The organism is Variovorax sp. V116, assembly GCF_041154435.1.
Classification (GTDB): Bacteria; Pseudomonadota; Gammaproteobacteria; order Burkholderiales; family Burkholderiaceae_C; genus Variovorax; species Variovorax paradoxus.
This window is the reverse complement of the sequence record NZ_AP028661.1, coordinates 3580494-3597761: the sequence shown is the minus strand read 5'-3', so window position 1 is coordinate 3597761 and position 17268 is coordinate 3580494. Positions and strand designations below refer to the sequence as shown.

The window sequence follows — 17268 nt, the reverse complement described above, 5'->3', positions numbered from 1 at the left end:
GTTTCGCGTCTAGCTGCCGTGCGGCGCCTGCACGTCGAAGGTCTCGTCGCCCAGCTTGCCGGCCGTGGCGGCGCCGGGGCCGGCGCGCGGCGGTGCCAGGTCGAGGGCATGCGTCTTCAGTTCGACCATGCTCATCATGACCTGGCCGTCTTCAAGCTTCACCGCAAACCTCGGCGTACACCCCTCATCCGGCGACTTGGCACACCCATCGTCCAGCCCGATGGCCCAGTTGTGCAACGGACACGCCACGCTGGTGCCGAACACGATGCCCTGGCTCAAGGGCCCGCCCTTGTGCGGACAGCGGTCCAGCAGCGCGAACACCTGGTCCTCGGCATTGCGGAACACCGCCACGTCACGCCCACCGGCCGTGCCACGCGGCGCGCCCCCAGCACCGGGATGTCCTCGACCCGGCAGATCACCTGCCACTCGTTGCCGCTGTTGTTGGGGTTGCTGTTGTTGTTGCTCATTTGCTGTTGCTCCTCGTCTTCAGGCCGCCTGGCTCGCCTTGTCATCCACCACCGCCACCGGCGTGAACTGCCGCACGTCCACCGACGCCTGGCTCGACTCGAACCACGGATCGGGCTCCCCATCCAGCGCGAACTGCAGCCGCTCCCACAGCGCCTTGCGGCCTTCGGTGTCCTCCAGGATCTTCTTCTTCACATGGTCCAGCCCCACCCGCCCGATGTAGTGCACCGTGCGCTCCAGGTACCAGCCTTCCTCGCGGTACAGCTGCAGGAAGGCGCCCGAATACTCCATCACCTCGGCGGCCGTCTTCACCTTCACCAGGAACTGCGCCACCTCGGTCTTGATGCCGCCGTTGCCCCCCACGTACAGCTCCCAGCCCGAATCCACCCCGATCACCCCCACGTCCTTGATCCCGGCCTCGGCGCAGTTGCGCGGACAGCCCGAGACCGCGAGCTTGACCTTGTGCGGCGAATACATCGCCCACAGCGCCCGCTCCAGATCCTTGCCCATCTGGGTGGAATCTTGCGTGCCGAAGCGGCACCACTCGCTGCCCACGCAGGTCTTCACCGTGCGCAGGCTCTTGGCATAGGCAAAGCCCGAGGGCATGCCGATGTCCTTCCACACACCCTCCAGGTCCTCCTTCTTCACCCCCAAGAGGTCGATGCGCTGGCCGCCCGTGACCTTGACGGTCGGGATCTGGTACTTGTCGGCCGCATCCGCGATGCGGCGCAGCTCGTCGGGCGTGGTGTGGCCGCCCCACATCCGCGGGATGACGGAATAGGTGCCGTCCTTCTGGATGTTGGCGTGGCTGCGCTCGTTGATGAAGCGGCTCTGCGGATCGTCCTTGGCCTCCTTGGGCCAGGTGCTGATCAGGTAGTAGTTGATGGCCGGGCGGCAGGTGGCACAGCCGTTGGGCGTGCGCCAGCCCAGGTTGCGATACACCTCGTCGTGCGTCAGGTAGTGTTCGCGGCGGATGGCGTCGCGCACGTCCTGGTGGTTCGCGTCGGTGCAGCCGCACACGGCCTTCTTCTTGGGCGTGGCCGAGTAGTCGCCGCCGGCGGTGAACATCAGGATCTGCTCCACGAGGCCGGTGCACGAGCCGCAGCTGGCGCTGGCCTTGGTGTGCTTCTTGACCTCGTCCAGGGTGAACAGGCCCTTGTCCTTGATGGCCTTGCAGATGGTGCCCTTGGTCACGCCGTTGCAGCCGCACACCTCGGCGTCGTCGGGCATGCCGGCGGCCTTGCTGTGGCCCTCGTGGCCGGTGTCGCCGATGTTGGATTCGCCGAACATCAGCTTGTCGCGGATGTCGTGCACGCTGCGCCCGTCGCGCAGGAGCTTGAAGTACCAGCTGCCGTCCACCGTGTCGCCGTACAGGCACGCGCCCACCAGCTTGTCGTCCTTGATGACCAGCTTCTTGTAGACCCCGCCGAAGGGGTCGCTCATGACGATCTCTTCCGTGCCTTCGCCGCCCATGAACTCGCCGGCCGAGAACAGGTCGATGCCGGTGACCTTGAGCTTGGTGGAGGTGAGGGACCCCAGGTAGCGCCCGATGCCGAACTGGGCCAGGTGGTTGGCCGCGACCTTGGCCTGCTCGAAGAGCGGGGCGACCAGGCCGTAGGCGATGCCGCGGTGGGCCGCGCATTCGCCCACCGAGTAGATGCGCGCATCGGTCACGGTCTGCATGGTGTCGGTGACGACGATGCCGCGGTGGCAGTGCAGGCGCATCCGCTCGGCCAGTTCGGTGTTGGGGCGGATGCCCACAGCCATGACGACCAGGTCGGCGGGAACCTCGGTGCCGTCCTTGAAGCGGATGGCGGCCACGCGGCCCTGGTCATTGCCCACCAGTTCCTGGGTCTGGGCGCCGATCAGGAACTTCAGGCCCCGGTCTTCGAGCGACTTCTGCAGCAGCTTGCCCGCCACGTCGTCCAGCTGGCGCTCCATCAGCCAGGGCATGACGTGCACCACGGTGACGTCCATGCCGCGCAGCATCAGGCCGTTGGCCGCTTCCAGCCCGAGCAGGCCGCCGCCGATGACGACGGCGCTCTTGTGGGTGCGCGCGGTCTCGATCATGTAGTCGGTGTCGGCGATGTCGCGGTAGGCGATGACGCCCTTCAAGTCCTTGCCGGGCACCGGGAGCATGAAGGGGTTGGAGCCGGTGCACATCAGGAGGCGGTCGTAGGGGGCCTCGGTGCCGTCCTCGGCGCGCACGATGCGTTTCACGCGGTCGACCTCGGCCACCTTCTTGCCGGCGTGCAGGGTGATCTTGTTCTCGGCGTACCACTCCCAGCTGTTGAGGACGATCTCGTCGACCGTCTGCTCGCCGGCGAGCACGGGCGACAGCAGGATGCGGTTGTAGTTGGGGTGCGGCTCGGCACCGAAGACGGTGATGTCGTACAGGTCGGGGGCGAGCTTCAGCAGCTCTTCGAGCGTGCGCACGCCGGCCATGCCGTTGCCGACCATCACGAGCTTGAGTTTCTTCATCATGGGTGGGGCCTTTCAACGAATCAAGCAAAGGAAGCGCACGGCGCGCGCGGAAAGCATGTGGAGAATGGCGCCATGAGCTTTGAAGTGGACATCGGCTACAGCAGCCAGCGCGGACCGCGCGACGTGAACGAAGACTTCGCGGGCGCCGTGAACGCGCCGCCTGGCGACGAGTCGCGCGGGCTCATCGCGGCCATTGCCGACGGCGTGTCCACGGGCGGGCGCGGCCTGGAGGCGGCGCAGACCACCGTCATGGGCCTCTTGGCCGACTACTTCGCGACGCCCGATACCTGGGAGCCGACTGCCGCGCTCGACCGCCTGGTCGCCGCGCAGAACGCCTGGCTCGCCGACCACAACCGGCGGCGGCAGGGCAGCGCCACGGCGCTCACCACGCTGACGGCGCTGGTGCTGCACGGCCAGAGCTACACGCTCGCGCATGTGGGCGACACGCGCGCCTGGCGCGTGCGCGCCGGCGGCGAGCCGGCCATGCCGCTGACCCAGGACCACGCCTTCGAGCATCCCGACATGCGCAGCCGGCTGACGCGCGCCATCGGCCTGGACGACCAGGTGCGCGTCGACTATGCGCAGGGCGACGTGCGCGTGGGCGATTGCTTCGTGCTCAGCACCGATGGCGTGCACGGCGTGCTCAAGCCGCAGCGCCTGGCCGCGCTCGCCCTGCAGGGCAGTGCCGAGGAGGCGAGCGAGGCGCTGGTGCAGGCGGCGCTGGACGCAGGCACGCGCGACAACGCGACCGCATTGGTCATCCGCGTCGTCGGCCTCGATGTGCGGCAGCTGGACGACGAACTCGGCGACGGCCGCCGCCTGGCGCCGCCGCCCTTGTTGAAGGTGGGAGACGCGCTCGACGGCTACGTCGTCACCGCGCTGGTGGCCGACACCGGCGTGCACCTGCTGTACCAGGCGCGCAATGCGGCCACGCGCGAACTGGTGGCGCTCAAGACGCTGCATCCCTCGCGCGCCAGCGACCCGCAGGAGCGCGCGATGCTCGCGCACGAAGCCTGGCTGGGCCAGCGCGTGGGCAACAGCGGATTCGTGCGCGTGCACGAACGCGCCGAGAACGCCAGCGCGCTCTACATCGTGTTCGACTGGCACGGCGGGCGCACGCTGGAGCAGATGCGCAAGTCCGGCGCGCGCGGCACAGTGGCCGAAGTGGTTGCCGCGGCCATCGAAGTGACCAAGGCCCTGGGCCGGCTGCATCGCCATGGCGTGGTGCACCGCGACATCAAGCCCGGCAACCTGCACCTGGGCGACGATGGCCGCTGGCGCATCCTCGACCTGGGCGTGGCGCTGTCGGGCCGCGAAGGCGCGGCCCAGCGGGAGCTGCATGCCGGCACGCCGAGCTACATCAACCCTGAGCAGTGGGAGGGCGCCGAGGCCGACACCGCGAGCGACCTGTTCGCGCTCGGCGTCACGCTGTACCAGTGGCTCGGCGGCCATCTGCCCTACGGCGAGATCGAGCCCTACCAGGTGGCGCGCTACCGGCGCGATCCGGCCGCGCTCTCGCGCCTGCGGCCCGATGTGCCCGTGTGGCTCGACCACCTGGTGCGCAAGGCGGTCGCGCGCGATCCGCGCGAGCGCTTCGAAACCGCCGAGGAAATGCTGCTCGCGCTGGAGCGCGGCGCTTCCCGCCCCGTGAGCGCGCCCGCCGCCACGCCGCTGATCCGCCGCGACCCGGCCGCGCTCTACAAGATCGCGCTGGCCGTGTCGCTGCTGTTCAACGCACTGCTGGTGGTGTGGCTGCTGTTCCTGCCACGTTGAGGGCGGGCGGAGGGAGGTCATGGCCGCGCCGTCTTCCTTGGAGGCACGTACTTGGCGTCGGCAGCGTGGGGCGAGGTGCGCGCGCGGCCACCTTTCTCTGCCCAGGTGCGCGTCCAGCGGATCTGCATCACGCGCATGACGCCCAGCATCACCAGCGACAGCGCACCGAAGAACACAAAGCCCCAGACGTAGCTGCCCAGGTACTGCTTCGACAGGCCCATGGCGTTGGGCACCAGCCCGCCGCCCAGCGCGCCGATCTCGCCGATCATCGAGCCGGCCACCGCGGTGCTCGTGGGCCAGCGCAGCGGCACCAACTGGAACAGCGCGCCGTTGCCTGCGCCCAGCGCGGCAAAGCACAGGATCAGCAGCAGGGTGGTGAGCGCGAGCGAGCCCGACGAGATGCCCACCAGCACCAGCCCGACGGCCACCACCAGCAGCACCACGGTCAGCGTGTTGACGCCGCCCCAGCGGTCGGAGATCCAGCCGCCCACGATGCGAACCGCCGCGCCCATGAAGGCGGCCAGCATCGTGAGCTGGCCGGCCTGCACCTTGCTCACGCCGAACTGGTCGTAGTAGTAGGAAGGCAGGAAGGTGGTGAGCCCGATGAAGCCGCCGAAGGTCACGCCGTAGATCAGGCTGAACACCCAGCCGTCCTTCTCGAACAGGCAGGCGATGTGCGCGCGGAAGCTCGCATGGCTGTCGACGTCGGGCGGCTCCTTGGCGAACACGATCATCACGATCATCGGCACGAGGATTGCGCCGGCCGCCACGCCGTACACCGCCTGCCAGCCGAGCCACTGCGCGAGCGGCGGCGCCACCAGCACCGACACCGCCGTGCCCACGTTGCCGGCGCCCACCAGGCCCATTGCCAGGCCCTTGTGCTGCGGCGGGAACCAGCCCGAGCCCAGCGACAGCGCCACGCCGAAGCTCGCGCCCGCAATGCCCAGCAGCACGCCCATGGCGAGCAGGTCGTTGAAGCTCTTCACGAAGAAGAAACCGAACAGCATCGCCACCGCGATCAGGCCCATCTCGACCAGCGTCGCGTTCTTGCGGCCGATGTACTGCGACAGGATGCCGAGCGGAAAGCGCATCAGCGCGCCCGCGATGATGGGCACCGACAGCATCAGCCCCTTCTGCGCGGGCGAGAGGTCGAAGCTCTCGCCGATGAAGGGCGCCATCGCACCGTTGAGCACCCAGATGCAGCACGAGAACGAGAAGTACAGGAAGGACGCAAACAGCGTCGGCCCGTGGCCGGAATGCAGAAAGGTCTTGAAGCTGGACATGGCGTTCAATCGTGCGAAATGCCGCGGCGCGGCCTTGCAGAAGCCGTGTCGACGGACGGGGTTGGGGCGGGATGCCGGCGGCGGACGCTGCCGGCGTGGGGGTGCTTCCCGGCACGTGCAGTGCCAGGACGGATGCAGGAGCCTGCAGCCTCACCAAAGCGGTGCTTCGTTACACCGCACCCTGTTCCACGCAAGAGGCGTGCCTGCGAAAGCGCGCGGGCCTGGCCTATGCTTGCGCTGCTCTGCATCACCTCGCCATGATTTCCCTTCTCGCCGTCCTGCCCAATGAATTCGCCGGCTCCGCGCCGTTGCCGGAGCTGCCGGAGCCGTTGCGGCTGGCGCTCGAGGGGGCGAATGCCACCGTGCTCGGAAGGGCCACCTGCCACACGCTGGTGCAGCAGGCGAGTGCGCTTGCACCGCAACAGGCCCTGGTTCATCTGCCGGAGCCGGCGGATCAGCTGCCGGCGCTGGTCGATGCATTGCGGGCCTGGGGTGGTGCGCCGCCTTGCGCGCTGAGCCTGGCCAGCGCGCCGCTGAGCGGAGAACAGCACGAGGCGCTGGCCGCGCTCGGCGTGCATGCGTGGGCGCCCATCGATGCGCTGGACGCCGTGTCGCTCGCGGCACTGCTCGCCCGCGCGCAGGCCCGCTGGCAGCGCGAGGCCGCGCTGCGCACCGAGCTCGACGCGCTGCGCACGCGCATGGACGAGCGCAAGTGGGTCGATCGCGCCAAGGGCCTGCTGATGTCGGCGCGCGGCATCGGCGAAGACGAAGCCTTCGGCCTGCTGCGCGGTGCCGCGATGCATGCCAACCTGCGGCTGGGCGAGGTGTCGCGCTCGGTCATCGAGGCCGCGCAGTGGGCCGATGCGATCAACCGCGCCGGGCAGCTGCGCATGCTCTCGCAGCGGCTGGTGCGCGTGGCGGCGCAGCTGCTGTCGGGCATCGACGTGCAGCGCGCGCGGGTCCTGCGCACGCAGTCGACCGAGCGGGTGCAGCAGAACCTCGATCATCTGGGCACCCTCGAGCTGGGCGCGGCCGGCGTGCTCGCGCTGGGCGAAGTGCAGGCCGCCTGGAGCGCGCTCGCCACCTCGCTGGCCGCGCGTCCCGCGCAGCAGGGGCTGGCCGAGATCGATGCGCGCGGCGAGGCCTTGCTGTCGGCGGCCGAGGCCATGACCGAAGCGCTGGAGGCCTCGGGCGCGCGGCGCGCGCTGCGCATCGTCAACATCTGCGGTCGCCAGCGCATGCGCGCGCAGCGCCTCGCGAAGGATGCATTGCTCGCATCGATCATTGCGGCCGAGGCGTCGCGCGAGCGGCTGCTGCCGACCATGAACGAGTTCGAGGCCGCGCTGCTGGAGCTGGAGCGCGCGCCCCTCAGCTCACCCGAGATCCGCGCCGCGCTGGCGGCCGCGCGCGACGAATGGCTGCGCCTGGTCGGCGGCGTGCAGGCGCTGGACAGCCCCGAAGGCCGCGCGACGCTGGTGCGTTCCAGCGAGGCGCTCGTCGACACCTTCGAGCGCCTCACCGCCTGGTACGAGCACAGCCTGCAAGTCATCATGTCCTGACTCCGGTCGCGCCGCGCCCGTGGGATCAGGCTGCGACTTTCTCCACGTGCGCCTGGCGCGTGTAGAGGAAATCGATCACGGCCTTGCGGGCATGAACATAGGCCGGGTCTTCGGCCAGCTCGACGCGGTTGCGCGGACGCGCGATGTCGACCTTCAGCACCTCGCCGATGGTGGCGGCCGGGCCGTTGGTGAGCATCACGATGCGGTCGGAGAGCAGCACCGCCTCGTCGACGTCGTGCGTGACCATCACGACGGTGCTCTGCGTCTTCTGCACGATCGCGAGCAGTTCGTCCTGCAGCTTGGCGCGCGTGAGTGCGTCGAGGGCGCCGAAGGGCTCGTCCATCAGCAGCACCTTGGGTTCCATCGACAGCGCGCGCGCAATGCCCACGCGCTGCTTCATGCCGCCGGAGATTTCACCCGGGCGCTTCTGCGCAGCCGCCGAGAGGCCGACCATTGCAAGCGCCGCATCGGTGCGCGCGCGCAGCTGCGCCTTGCCTTCGGTGGCCGCAAAGACGCGCTCGACGGCCAGGTACACGTTCTCGAAGCAGGTGAGCCAGGGCAGCAGCGAGTGGTTCTGAAAGACCACCGCGCGCTCGGGGCCGGGGCCCTTGATTTCCCTGTTCGCGCACAGCAGCACGCCTTGCGTCGGCGTGGTCAGGCCCGCGATGAGGTTCAGCAGCGTCGACTTGCCGCAGCCCGAGTGGCCGATCAGCGTGACGAACTCGCCCTTGGCCACGTTCAGGTTGACGCCCTGCAGCGCAAGGAAGCTGCCCTTGGCCGTCTTGAAGCGCTGCTCGACGTTGTGGATCTCGATGTACTTGGAATCATCATTCATGACTTCACCTCTTCGAACGTGAATGCAGTGGCGAGCTTGATGAGCGCGAACTCCAGCACCAGCCCGACGATGCCGATCACGAAGATCGCGATGATGATGTTGGCGACGTTGAGGTTGTTCCACTCGTCCCACACCCAGAAGCCGATGCCCACGCCCCCGGTCAGCATCTCGGCCGCCACGATCACCAGCCAGGCGGTGCCCACGGCCAGCCGCACGCCGGTCAGCATGTAGGGCAGCACGGCCGGGAACAGGATCTTCGTGAAGATCTTCCACTCCGACAGGTTCAGCACCTTGGCCACGTTCATGTAGTCGCTCGGCACGCGCTGCACGCCGACCGCGGTGTTGATCACCATCGGCCAGATCGAGCAGATGAAGATGGTCCAGATGGCCGCCGGGTTGGCGCCCTTGAACACCAAGAGGCCGATCGGCAGCCACGCGAGCGGCGACACCGGGCGCAGCAGGCTGATGAGCGGATTGAACATGCGCGAAAGAAACTCGAAGCGCCCGATCGCAAAGCCCGCCGGAATGCCGACCGCGGCCGCCAGCCCGAAGCCCAGCGCCACGCGCTGCAGCGACGAGAGCACGTTCCAGCCCACGCCCTGGTCGTTCGGCCCCTTGCTGTAGAACGGGTCGCTGAACACCGTGAGCGCCTGCTGCCAGGTCGCGAGCGGCGACGGAAAGCCGGTGGTGCTCTTCATGGCCACCAGCTCCCAGATCAGCACCAGCAGGCCGAAGCCCGCGAGCGGCGGCAGCACGCGCATCCAGAAGGCGCGCAGGTCGATGGGGGTGCGTGGTTTTTGCTCCCTGGCGACAGGGGCGGGCTGCGAGGGTGCTTCGGCGCGGGGCACACCCTCACCCCGACCCTCTCCCGCACGCGGGAGAGGGAGAGATGCGTCCATCGGCGAATGAAATACAGCGCTGACCATGATGTGTTCCTCCTCAGGCATGCAGCTTGAAAGACTCGGCGTACTTCTTCGGATCCTTGCCGTCCCACACGGTGCCGTCGAACAGCTTGCTGCTGCGCATCGTGTCCTTGGGCACCGGGGTCTGCGTGGCGGCGGCGGCCTGCTTGTAGATGTCGATGCGGTTGATCTCGGTGGCCACCTTCAGGTAGTCCGGATGCTCCTTGAGCAGGCCCCAGCGCTTGTGCTGCGTGAGGAACCACATGCCGTCCGACAGGTAGGGAAAGCTCACGGCGCCGCCGTTGTAGAACTTCATGTGGTTGGGGTCGTCCCAGCTCTTGCCCATGCCGTTGACGTAGCGCCCGAGGATGCGCTGGTTGATCGCATCCACGCTGGTGTTGACGTAGCTCTTGTCGGCGATGGTCTCGGCCATCTTGTTCTTGTTCTGCAGGCCGGTGTCGATCCACTTGCCGGCCTCGATGATGGCCGCGGTGACGGCGCGCGCGGTGTTGGGATACTTCTTGACGAAGTCGCCCGTGGTGCCCAGCACCTTCTCGGGGTGGTCCTTCCAGATGTCCTGCGTCGTGATGGCCGTCACGCCGATGCCGTCCATGATCGCGCGCTGGCCCCAGGGCTCGCCCACGCAGTAGCCGTCCATGTTGCCCACGCGCATGTTGGCCACCATCTGCGGAGGCGGCACCGTGATGTTCTTGACGTCCTTGAACGGGTCGATGCCGGCCGATGCAAGCCAGTAGTAGAGCCACATCGCATGCGTGCCCGTGGGAAAGGTCTGTGCGAAGGTGTATTCGCGCTTTTCGCTCGCGATCAGCTTGGCGAGCGAGGCCGCATCCACCGCGCCCTTGTCCGCGAGCTTCTTCGACAGCGTGATCGCCTGGCCGTTGTTGTTGAGGGTCATGAGCACGGCCATGTCCTTCTTGGGGCCGCTCAGGCCCAGGTGCATGCCGTAGACCAGTCCGTAGAGCACGTGCGCCATGTCCAGGTCGCCGTTGGAGAGCTTGTCGCGCACGCCGGCCCAGCTGGCTTCCTTGCTGGGCACGATCTTCACGCCGTACTTCTTGTCGATGCCCAGCACCGAGGCCATCACCACGCTGGCGCAGTCGGTCAGCGGGATGAAGCCGATCTTCACTTCTTCCTTCTCGGGCTTGTCGGAGCCCTGGGCCCAGACGGCGGCGCGCAGCGCGGGATTGACTCCCACGGCGCCGATGGCGGCGGCTTGCAGTACGCGGCGGCGGCTGAGGCGGGTTTTCAGCGGGTCGGTCATGTGGCGGGCTCCGGTTGAAGAACAACAAACAAACAAAGGAAGACAAAAACAAAAAGGCGTCCCGCACCGCGCAGGGGCTGCTCGAAAACGAGCCCTTGCGGGATGGGGGACGCCTTTGTCCGATCGCGGTGGGCAACACCCGCCGTTGGGTGCCGCCTGCCTGGGACCCGAAGGTCCATGTACTACTTCAGCAAGCTGTGTGCCAGCTTTTGCGGCTGCCGGTTGCTATCGAATCGGCAGCAGGAGAGCGGTTGCCGGCGCATGCGCAAGGTCTGCCGGGCGGAAATCCGCAGGCATGCACGCTTGTTGTGCGCTGCACCAATCCGAACGCTTTTTGGGGCGGCGCTCAGCGCCGGGGCGCTGCATCGAGCGGCAGGTAGTCGGCCATGGCGAGCATCGACTCGGCCACGTCGACCAGGCGGCGCTTCTGGTTCATGGCCGTCTGCAGCAGCATCTTGTGCGCCTCGTTCTCGCTCATGCGGCGGTGCGCCATCAGCAGACCCTTGGCGCGCTCGACCAGCTTGCGCTCGTTGAGGGAAGCGCGCACGGTTTCGAGCTCGTCGCCCATGGCCTGCAGCCGGCGCGACTGCTCCTGGACCATGTCGAGCACCGAGCGCTCCAGGTGGCGGCCGTACTGCGCGGGCTCGGTGGCCCGGGTGTCGGCGTCGTCGAAGAACACCGCGCCCTCGGGCTCCGGCGCCAGGTTGCCGAGCACCTGCTGGTAGCGCTGCAGCTCGCTGCGCGCCTGCGCGGTCTTGTGGGCGCAGAGCTCGCGCAGGTCGGCGGCCAGCCGGTCCTCGACGGTCTTCATGGCGTCGATGCGGCGCGTGCACCAGTCGAACCAGGCCTGGCTCAGCCGGGGGTCGGGCGCGGCCGCCGAAGCCGCCTGCGCCGAGCTCACGCTCATGCGGCGCTGGCGCTCGATCTCGGCCATGACGGCCTCGGACTGGCTTTGGTGCCAGAGCGCCAGCACGCCGCTGCTCGAAAAGTCGGTGAAGACCTGGAAGCAGCGCTCCTGCAGTTCGATGAGGTGCAGCCATTGCTGGCGCTGCGCCTCGTCGCCGCGGCCCAGCGCCAGCGAGGCGGCGCCGAAGGCGCGCTCCTGGCCGGCAAATTCCTTGCCCTGCATGAAGTTGAACATCGCCACCAGCAGGCGCGAGATCTCGGGATCGGTGGCGCCGTCGGCCGCCTCGAACACCACCGCCAGCAGGCCGGCAACCAGCTTGGCGAAGGCCGCGGTGGCCTGCGCGGGCGTCAGCTCGAGCGCGCCGATGCGCCGGCGCAGGGCGGGCAGGCCGTCCAGCCCCGGAAGCACCCAGGCAATGCGGCTGAAGAGGCGGGCGCTGTTGCCGGCGGTGGCGCCGGGGTGCGCTTCGGTCTCGAGCTGGTCGAATCCGGCACGCACCTCCTGCTCGAGCGCCAGGCATTCGGCGATCTGCGGATCGCGCTGCTCGGCGAAGCGGCCGCCGCGCGAGGCGAGGAACAGGTTGGACATGCCGCGCTCCCGCTGCAGCGCATGGACCAGCCGCGCGATCAGGCCGACCAGCTCGCTGGTGCGCGCGAGCTGGTCCAGCTCGTCGATTTCGCACTTTCTGGCGGCGATCAGAAAACTCAGTCCGGATTTCATGGTGGGGGAGGGGAAGCAAAGAGCTTGCTGCAACATCCGTGCCGCACGGGCATTCCTCGCCGCCTACACTCCCGGGCATGCTTCTCCTGGGAATCGAATCATCCTGCGACGAAACCGGCGTGGCGCTGGTGGAAACGCATGGCAGCGCGCTGCCGCAGCTGCGCTCGCATGCGCTGCACAGCCAGATCGCCATGCACCAGGCCTATGGCGGCGTGGTGCCCGAGCTGGCCAGCCGCGACCACATCCGCCGCGTGCTGCCGCTGACCGAAGCCGTGATGGCCGAGGCGGGCCGCTCGCTGGCCGAGATCGACGTGGTCGCCTACACGCGCGGGCCCGGCCTGGCCGGGGCCTTGCTGGTGGGCGCGGGCGTGGCCTGCGCGCTGGGCGCGGCGCTCGGCAAGCCGGTGCTCGGGGTGCATCACCTCGAAGGGCATCTGCTGTCGCCGTTCCTGAGTGCCGATCCGCCGGAATTTCCCTTTGTGGCGCTGCTCGTGTCGGGCGGCCATACCCAGCTGATGCGGGTCGACGGCGTGGGCCGCTACGAGCTCCTGGGCGAAACCATCGACGATGCGGCCGGCGAGGCCTTCGACAAGAGCGCCAAGCTCATGGGCCTGCCCTATCCGGGCGGCCCCTGGCTGGCCAAGCTGGCGGAGGCGGGCAACCCTGCGGCGTTCAAGCTGCCGCGGCCGCTGCTGCACAGCGGCGACCTCGATTTTTCATTCGCCGGCCTGAAGACGGCCGTGCTGACGCAGGCCAAGAAGCTCGGCGCCGAGCTCGAGGCGAACAAGGCCGACCTGGCCGCGTCCACGCAGGCGGCCATCGTCGAGGTGCTGCTGAAGAAATCGCTGGCTGCGCTCGGGCAGACGGGCCTCAAGCGGCTGGTCGTGGCCGGCGGCGTGGGCGCGAACCGGAGCCTGCGGGAACAGTTGAACGCCGCCTGCGCCAAGCGCGGCGTGCGCGTGCACTATCCGGAACTGCACCTGTGCACCGACAACGGCGCGATGATTGCCATGGCGGCCGCCATGCGGCTGCAGTCGGGTTTGGCAGAGGCGAGCGAGCGCTATGCCTTCGACGTCAAGCCGCGATGGCCCATGGCTTCGCTGATGGCGTCATCCGCGGCGCCGGTGGACGCGTAGCCGACGACCCGCGCGAGCGGCCGAGCGATGGCAGCGGCAGCACGTCGAGCACATTGCGCCAGAGCTGGCGCCATTGCGGCCAGTCGTGGCCGCCCTCGGTGGTGAAGACGCGGCCTTCGGGCAGGGCGTCCGCCAGCAGCTTGTGGTTGCTGGCAAAGCGGTCGCTGAGGCCGAAGCCAAGGTAGAGCTGGGGCAGGCTTTGGGATTTCTGCGGCTCCAGGTACTGCTGGAACCAGGGCCACAGCTTGCGGTCGACTTCCTCGTCGGGCAGGGGGCCGGCCGGCGCCTGCCAGGTGCGCAGGCCGCCGGCCTTGAGGATCTCGGCACCCAGCACGCGGCGCCCCAGGTAGGGCGCCAGCGCGACGATGCCGTCGACCGAACCCGGCCGCGACAGCTCATGGATCAGCGCGCCGAAGCCGCCAATGGAGATCCCGACCAGCCAGATCGACTTGTAGCCCTTGGCGCGCTGCGGCTCGATGACGTCCGCATGCAGCCGCTCGCTGAGCGTCTGGTCGTAGTAGTAGGAAACATCGGCATCCACCAGCAGCGAGTCGGCCGCCAGGTGGCGCTCGCGCACGGCGCTGATGAAGCCCTCGCGCTCGAACTCGTCGGGTTTCAGGTAGGCGCCCGGAAGGAAGACCAGGAGCGTATCGGACCGTTCATCGTCTTTGGCTGACTTGAGGTGCGTGATCATGGCGTGCCTTGAGGGGCACCCGAATCCGCACCGTCATGGATTCGGTGCGTCTGTCGAAACGCCCACGAAGAAAGGAAAATGTGAAAACGTCACATGATGTGACGTTATTCGCTGTCGTATTGTGATTAGGGAGCGTCTTCAAAGTCAAAAACAATAGATAACGACACTTTCCTCTTGTGGGCTTTGGAGGCTCAGTTGATCTGCAGCTGCGAAACCTGGCTCACCGGCACCAGCTTGCCCAGCTTCAGCGTGAGCACGCCGTTCTCGAGCTTGGCTTCGCTCGAGGACACGTCGATGTCCAGCGGCAATTCGTAGGCTGCCTTGAACTGGCGCTTGGCTTCTGCCTTGCTGTCGATGCGGACCACGGCGCCTTCGATGCCGATGGCGAGGTCTTCGCGCGAGAGGCCCGGCACGTCGACGGAAAGCGTCCAGCTCTTGTCGTCCTGCTCGACGAGCGGCGAGGGGCGCGTGCCGGCGAAGGCCTCGTTGACGAAGCGCTCGAAGGCGCGGTCGTACGAACGGGGTGCAAAGCGGGCGGTGCGAAGGGTGGGTGCGAAAAACATGTGAGAACTCCTGAATGAACACAATGGGGACAAGAAATGTGTGTCCCTTACACTGCGCGGCCATTCAATCCTGAGTGCCGCTTGACACCTCATCTAGGCCCAGCCGCACTCGTTTCAAGACAATGAATCCTCCCTTTATTTGGCGTCGCAAGGCCTTGAAATTTGCGGCGCTGGCGCTATGCGCGGCGCCCTTCGCAGCGCAGGCGCAGGCAGCGCCCGCGCCGATCCGCCTCGCGCTGATCGAAAGCATGAGCGGGCCGTTCGCCAACACCGGCGAGGCCGTGTTCCGCAACCTGCTGTGGGCCGTGGAGCGCGTGAATGCGCGCGGCGGCATCAAGCTGCCCGGCGGCGCACGGCCGCTGCAGCTCGACCGCTACGACAGCAAGGGGCAGAACGAAGAAGCGCTGTCGGCGCTGCGCGCGGCCATCGACGACGGCGCGCGCATCGTGCTGCAGGGCAATTCGTCGGCCACCGCCGCGGCACTGGTCGATGCCATCGAGAAGAACAACGAGCGCGACCCCGCGCGGCGCGTGATCTTCCTCAACTACGCGGCGGTCGATCCGGTGCTGACCAACGAGCGCTGCAGCTTCTGGCACTTCCGTTTCGACGCGCACGCCGACATGCGCGTGGCTGCACTGATGCAAGTGGTGAAGGACGATGCGGCCATCAAGCGCGCCTACCTGATCGGGCAGGACTACAGCTTCGGCCAGGCAGTGCTGCGCGAATCGAAGCGCCAGCTCGGCCTGCAGCGGCCCGACATCGAGATCGTCGGGGAAGAGCTCCATCCGATGGGCAAGGTGAAGGACTTCGCGCCCTACGCCAGCAAGATCATCGCGAGCGGCGCCCAGGCCGTGTTCACCGGCAACTGGGGCAACGACCTCACGCTGCTCGTGAAGGCCGCGCGCGAGGCCGGCTTCAACGGCAGCTTCTATACCTTCTACGGCAACGCACTCGGCGCGCCGGCGGCCATCGGAGACGCCGGCATCGGCCGCGTGATCGCGGTGGCCGACTGGCTGCCCAACGTGCAGAGCGCGCAGTCCGAGGCCTTCTACCGCGCCTTCCGCACGCGCTTTCCCAAGCCGGCCGACGACTATGTGCACATGCGCATGCAATTGCTCATCGAGTCGCTCGCGCAAGCGATCGCACGCGCGGGCAGCGTCGACGCGGTGGCCGTGGCGCGCGCGCTCGAGCAGGCCGACGTGAGCCTCTACGGACAGCGCGGCCGCATGCGCGCGGCGGACCATCAGTTCCAGCAGCAGCTGGTGGTCGGCGTGATGGACAAGCAGGGCAGCCCGGGCGTGCAGTTCGATGTCGAGGGGTCGGGCTACGGCTTTCGCGTGGTCAAGACCATCGCCCCCGAACGCGCCGAGCTGCCGACGACCTGCAAGATGAAACGACTCTAGGAAACAAAGACATGCGTGAAGCCATCCACAACCTCGAAGCCTCCAAGATCCGCGAGGTTGCCAACGCCGGCCTCGGCCGCGACGACGTGCTCGCCTTCTGGTTCGGCGAAAGCGACGAGGTCACGCCCGAGGTGATCCGCCAGGCCGCCATCGACTCGCTGCAGCGCGGCGAGACCTTCTATGCGCACAACCTCGGCCTGCCCGAATTGCGCGAGGCCATCGCGCGCTACACCAGCGCGCTGCATCCCGCGGTCGATGCGTCGCGCATCGCGGTCACGTCCGGCGGCGTCAGCGCGCTGATGCTCGCGGTCCAGGCGCTGGTCGATGCGGGCGACGAAGTGGTCGCGGTCACGCCCGTGTGGCCCAACCTCACGGCGCAGCCCGCGATCCTCGGCGCCCAGGTGCGCACGGTGCCGCTGGTGCCCGCCGACGGCCAATGGACGCTCGACCTGGCCGCGCTGCGCAAGGCCGTCACGCCAAAGACCAGGCTGCTGATCGTCAACGCGCCCAACAACCCCACCGGCTGGACCATGACGCGCGAAGAGCAGCAGGCCGTGCTCGACCACTGCCGCGAGACCGGCACCTGGATCCTGGCCGACGAGGTGTACGAGCGGCTGTATTTCGAGCCCACCCCGAACAGCTGCGCGCCGAGCTTCCTCGACATTTCCAGGCCCGACGACCGGCTGGTGGTGACGCACAGCTTCTCCAAGAGCTTCCTCATGACCGGCTGGCGCCTCGGCTGGCTCGTGCTTCCGCCCGCGCTGGTCGACGGCATCGGCAAGCTGATCGAGTTCAACACCTCCTGCGCCAGCGTCTTCACCCAGCGCGCCGCCGTTGCCGCCATCGAGCACACCGCGGAGATCACACCCCGCGTGGTGGCCCACCTGAAGCAGTGCCGCGACACCCTGGTGCCCCTGCTGGCCGCGCTGCCCGGCGTGCAGGTAGCCCCCGCCAAGGGCGGCATGTACGCCTTCTTCCGCCTCGAAGGCTTCGGCGACTCCCTCGACCTCGCCAAGCGCCTGGTCGTCGAAGCCGGCCTCGGCCTGGCCCCCGGCAATGCCTTCGCCCCCGAAGCCCAGGGCTGGCTGCGCTGGTGCTTCGCCTCCAAGGACCCGCAGCGGCTGGTCCAAGGTGTGGAGCGCCTCAAAACCTGGCTATCCAAACAGTAGAAGGGCACCAGGGGGGCGAGGCCGCAGGCGAGCCGCCCGTTCCAGAGATGCCGCGGAACCGGCTCCGCCGGGCCGCAGGCATCGCCCCCGATA

At 68.1% G+C, this 17268-nt stretch carries 14 protein-coding genes and 1 pseudogene; 6 read left to right on the top strand and 9 right to left on the bottom strand.

Annotation, left to right across the window (positions count from 1 at the left end; genetic code table 11):
* Positions 1-9 precede the first annotated feature (9 nt).
* Positions 10-467 (bottom strand): annotated as a pseudogene (nirD, locus tag ACAM58_RS17120) (nitrite reductase small subunit NirD).
* 19 nt (positions 468-486) lie between these two features.
* Positions 487-2946, bottom strand: coding sequence for a nitrite reductase large subunit NirB (nirB, locus tag ACAM58_RS17115; RefSeq protein WP_041945708.1), 2460 nt, complete (start codon positions 2944-2946; stop codon positions 487-489).
* A gap of 75 nt (positions 2947-3021) precedes the next feature.
* Here nirB and ACAM58_RS17110 point away from each other — a divergent pair, with 75 nt between their 5' ends.
* Positions 3022-4722 carry a protein kinase gene (locus ACAM58_RS17110; RefSeq protein WP_369663142.1) on the top strand — a complete coding sequence of 567 codons (1701 nt, stop codon included), beginning with the start codon at positions 3022-3024 and terminating at the stop codon, positions 4720-4722.
* 17 nt (positions 4723-4739) lie between these two features.
* On the opposite strand, the gene ACAM58_RS17105 is transcribed toward ACAM58_RS17110, so the two are convergent.
* A complete protein-coding gene (locus ACAM58_RS17105) occupies positions 4740-6005 on the bottom strand; it encodes a nitrate/nitrite transporter (RefSeq protein WP_012748622.1) in 1266 nt (421 codons plus the stop codon).
* A 257-nt stretch (positions 6006-6262) separates the two neighbouring features.
* Here ACAM58_RS17105 and ACAM58_RS17100 point away from each other — a divergent pair, with 257 nt between their 5' ends.
* Positions 6263-7564 (top strand): ANTAR domain-containing protein, encoded by a 1302-nt coding sequence (locus ACAM58_RS17100; RefSeq protein ID WP_012748621.1) that lies wholly within the window; start codon positions 6263-6265, stop codon positions 7562-7564.
* A gap of 25 nt (positions 7565-7589) precedes the next feature.
* On the opposite strand, the gene ACAM58_RS17095 is transcribed toward ACAM58_RS17100, so the two are convergent.
* Genes ACAM58_RS17095 through ACAM58_RS17085 form a run of 3 tightly spaced genes read right to left on the bottom strand, consistent with a single transcriptional unit; the run spans position 7590 to position 10583 of the window.
* The gene (locus tag ACAM58_RS17095) at positions 7590-8399 is read right to left on the bottom strand and encodes an ABC transporter ATP-binding protein (RefSeq protein WP_012748620.1); all 810 of its coding nucleotides are present in this window, start codon (positions 8397-8399) and stop codon (positions 7590-7592) included.
* Positions 8396-9325 carry a nitrate ABC transporter permease gene (ntrB, locus tag ACAM58_RS17090; protein WP_012748619.1) on the bottom strand — a complete coding sequence of 310 codons (930 nt, stop codon included), beginning with the start codon at positions 9323-9325 and terminating at the stop codon, positions 8396-8398. Before ntrB ends, ACAM58_RS17095 begins: the two co-directional genes overlap by 4 nt.
* Before the next feature lie 13 nt (positions 9326-9338).
* Positions 9339-10583, bottom strand: a complete 1245-nt coding sequence (locus tag ACAM58_RS17085) for a CmpA/NrtA family ABC transporter substrate-binding protein (protein WP_012748618.1) — start codon at positions 10581-10583, stop codon at positions 9339-9341.
* A 14-nt stretch (positions 10584-10597) separates the two neighbouring features.
* Between ACAM58_RS17085 and ACAM58_RS17080 the strand changes: the two genes are divergently transcribed.
* Positions 10598-10963, top strand: a complete 366-nt coding sequence (locus ACAM58_RS17080) for a hypothetical protein (RefSeq protein WP_150106792.1) — start codon at positions 10598-10600, stop codon at positions 10961-10963.
* On the opposite strand, the gene ACAM58_RS17075 is transcribed toward ACAM58_RS17080, so the two are convergent.
* Positions 10930-12210, bottom strand: coding sequence for a nitrate regulatory protein (locus tag ACAM58_RS17075; protein WP_012748617.1), 1281 nt, complete (start codon positions 12208-12210; stop codon positions 10930-10932). The two genes, ACAM58_RS17080 and ACAM58_RS17075, sit on opposite strands and share 34 nt — an antisense overlap.
* A 77-nt stretch (positions 12211-12287) precedes the next feature.
* Between ACAM58_RS17075 and tsaD the strand changes: the two genes are divergently transcribed.
* Complete coding sequence (gene tsaD, locus ACAM58_RS17070; RefSeq protein WP_369663141.1) at positions 12288-13346, top strand: tRNA (adenosine(37)-N6)-threonylcarbamoyltransferase complex transferase subunit TsaD; 1059 nt, start codon at positions 12288-12290, stop codon at positions 13344-13346.
* On the opposite strand, the gene ACAM58_RS17065 is transcribed toward tsaD, so the two are convergent.
* Positions 13285-14040, bottom strand: a complete 756-nt coding sequence (locus ACAM58_RS17065; protein ID WP_018905845.1) for an alpha/beta hydrolase-fold protein — start codon at positions 14038-14040, stop codon at positions 13285-13287. The two genes, tsaD and ACAM58_RS17065, sit on opposite strands and share 62 nt — an antisense overlap.
* A 191-nt stretch (positions 14041-14231) precedes the next feature.
* Positions 14232-14603, bottom strand: a complete 372-nt coding sequence (locus ACAM58_RS17060; RefSeq protein WP_012748614.1) for an Hsp20/alpha crystallin family protein — start codon at positions 14601-14603, stop codon at positions 14232-14234.
* A 122-nt stretch (positions 14604-14725) separates the two neighbouring features.
* Here ACAM58_RS17060 and ACAM58_RS17055 point away from each other — a divergent pair, with 122 nt between their 5' ends.
* On the top strand, positions 14726-16006 hold the full coding sequence (locus tag ACAM58_RS17055) for a branched-chain amino acid ABC transporter substrate-binding protein (protein ID WP_012748613.1): 1281 nt from the start codon (positions 14726-14728) through the stop codon (positions 16004-16006).
* An 11-nt stretch (positions 16007-16017) separates the two neighbouring features.
* Complete coding sequence (locus tag ACAM58_RS17050; RefSeq protein WP_012748612.1) at positions 16018-17175, top strand: pyridoxal phosphate-dependent aminotransferase; 1158 nt, start codon at positions 16018-16020, stop codon at positions 17173-17175.
* Positions 17176-17268 lie beyond the last annotated feature (93 nt).

Excerpts from the sequence above, each read along its gene's own strand:
- nirB (WP_041945708.1), bottom strand. The coding sequence starts at position 2,946 with ATGAAGAAACTCAAGCTCGTGATGGTCGGCAACGGCATGGCCGGCGTG.
- ACAM58_RS17110 (WP_369663142.1), top strand. The coding sequence starts at position 3,022 with ATGAGCTTTGAAGTGGACATCGGCTACAGCAGCCAGCGCGGACCGCGC.
- ACAM58_RS17105 (WP_012748622.1), bottom strand. The coding sequence starts at position 6,005 with ATGTCCAGCTTCAAGACCTTTCTGCATTCCGGCCACGGGCCGACGCTG.
- ACAM58_RS17100 (WP_012748621.1), top strand. The coding sequence starts at position 6,263 with ATGATTTCCCTTCTCGCCGTCCTGCCCAATGAATTCGCCGGCTCCGCG.
- ACAM58_RS17095 (WP_012748620.1), bottom strand. The coding sequence starts at position 8,399 with ATGAATGATGATTCCAAGTACATCGAGATCCACAACGTCGAGCAGCGC.
- ntrB (WP_012748619.1), bottom strand. The coding sequence starts at position 9,325 with ATGGTCAGCGCTGTATTTCATTCGCCGATGGACGCATCTCTCCCTCTC.
- ACAM58_RS17085 (WP_012748618.1), bottom strand. The coding sequence starts at position 10,583 with ATGACCGACCCGCTGAAAACCCGCCTCAGCCGCCGCCGCGTACTGCAA.
- ACAM58_RS17075 (WP_012748617.1), bottom strand. The coding sequence starts at position 12,210 with ATGAAATCCGGACTGAGTTTTCTGATCGCCGCCAGAAAGTGCGAAATC.
- tsaD (WP_369663141.1), top strand. The coding sequence starts at position 12,288 with ATGCTTCTCCTGGGAATCGAATCATCCTGCGACGAAACCGGCGTGGCG.
- ACAM58_RS17065 (WP_018905845.1), bottom strand. The coding sequence starts at position 14,040 with ATGATCACGCACCTCAAGTCAGCCAAAGACGATGAACGGTCCGATACG.
- ACAM58_RS17060 (WP_012748614.1), bottom strand. The coding sequence starts at position 14,603 with ATGTTTTTCGCACCCACCCTTCGCACCGCCCGCTTTGCACCCCGTTCG.
- ACAM58_RS17055 (WP_012748613.1), top strand. The coding sequence starts at position 14,726 with ATGAATCCTCCCTTTATTTGGCGTCGCAAGGCCTTGAAATTTGCGGCG.
- ACAM58_RS17050 (WP_012748612.1), top strand. The coding sequence starts at position 16,018 with ATGCGTGAAGCCATCCACAACCTCGAAGCCTCCAAGATCCGCGAGGTT.